This window comes from Vibrio sp. 1557 (assembly GCF_033340175.1).
Taxonomy (GTDB): domain Bacteria; phylum Pseudomonadota; class Gammaproteobacteria; order Enterobacterales; family Vibrionaceae; genus Vibrio; species Vibrio alginolyticus.
This window is the reverse complement of record NZ_JAWOVZ010000072.1, coordinates 511-1947: the sequence shown is the minus strand read 5'-3', so window position 1 is coordinate 1947 and position 1437 is coordinate 511. Positions and strand designations below refer to the sequence as shown.

Below are 1437 nucleotides of genomic sequence, written 5' to 3'. Positions count from 1 at the left end.
TCTGTCGACACCGTAAGTAAGAACACAAAAGGTCTGGCAAGTTTGGCTAACCAATGAATCGGATAGGCGACCACAATTGCGATGCTTTCCGCGTTGTTTTGTGCAAAACGTTTTGGTACGAGCTCGCCGATGATGATCGCGAAGTAAGTGATCAAAATAACAACGCTGGTAGTCGCAAGAACGGTGGCGACTTCGCGCTCTAGCCCTTGGGCAACGAGCCAGTGTTCAAAAGGAATGGACAGCGTCGCTTCACCAAAAATGCCACTGAGTAGACCGATGGCAGTAATGCCGATTTGGATAGTCGAAAGAAACTGGGTAGGGTTGTTTTTTAGTTCTAAAGCGAGCGCAGCAGGTGCGTTGTCTTCGGCCATCATTTTTAGTCGGCCGCTTTTCGCCGCGACTAACGCGATCTCAGACATAGCGAAAATGCCGTTTAGTGCGATCAATCCAACAAGCAATAAAATGTCCATGGCGCCTTCCAGTAATGCACACGTTAGCAGCATAACGAGATTCTCTCGCGAGAAACGTGAGGTTGTGAATAATTCAACGCGTCATGCCAACAGAATGTCTTATTAAAAGGATAGAGTTCATTTGTTGAATGTGGTTTTCGCGTCCAGACGAATGATTCTGTTACTTGACTGGGATTCTGATAAACTACGCGCCCATTTCCTCTTTAGAGACGTTTCTATGCCATTTTCTAAGCTTGGTTTAAGCGCACCAATTACGGATGCCGTAACGGCGCTGGGTTACGAAAAACCGACTTCTATCCAACAAAAAGCGATTCCAATTGTGCTGCGTGGCAGCAACTTGATCGCGGCTGCGCAAACAGGCACGGGTAAAACCGCCAGCTTTGTGTTGCCAATCTTAGAAAAGCTCAGCCAAGGTGAGACGCAACGTAAAAAACGCGCTCGTGCCATCATTCTTACGCCAACGCGCGAACTGGCTCTGCAAGTGCATCAAAGTATTGAAGCGTACGGGAAGAACTTGCCACTGCGCTCAATGGCTATGTTTGGTGGCGTGGAATATGCGCCGCAGAAGCAAGCGCTGATTGAAGGCGTAGATATTGTGGTGAGCACACCAGGACGTCTGATTGATTTATACGGCCAGCGTGCGATCCATTTTGATGAAGTGGAAATGCTGGTACTGGACGAAGCCGATAAGATGCTTGATATGGGCTTTATCGACTCGATCGATAAGATCATCGATTGCATGCCAGAAGATGTTCAAAGTTTGCTGTTCTCGGCTACGTTGTCGAACCCAGTTCGTGATTTGGCCAAAAACGCGATTGTTGATCCTGAAGAGATTACGATTGCAAAACACAGCGCATCTAAGTCGAACATCAAGCAGTGGGTCACCACCGTCGATAAAGACATGAAGTCGTCGCTTTTGAGCCACATGCTGAATGAAAACGACTGGTCGCAAGTGCTGATCTTTATT

At 47.6% G+C, this 1437-nt stretch carries 2 protein-coding genes; one reads left to right on the top strand and one right to left on the bottom strand.

The features are described from left to right. Positions 1–503 (bottom strand): CNNM domain-containing protein (locus R7070_RS24615; RefSeq protein ID WP_318141335.1); only part of this gene is annotated, 503 nt, incomplete at its 3' end. A 184-nt stretch (positions 504–687) separates the two neighbouring features. Between R7070_RS24615 and R7070_RS24610 the strand changes: the two genes are divergently transcribed. Continuing rightward, positions 688–1437: DEAD/DEAH box helicase (locus R7070_RS24610; RefSeq protein WP_318141334.1), on the top strand; the 750-nt coding region annotated here is incomplete at its 3' end.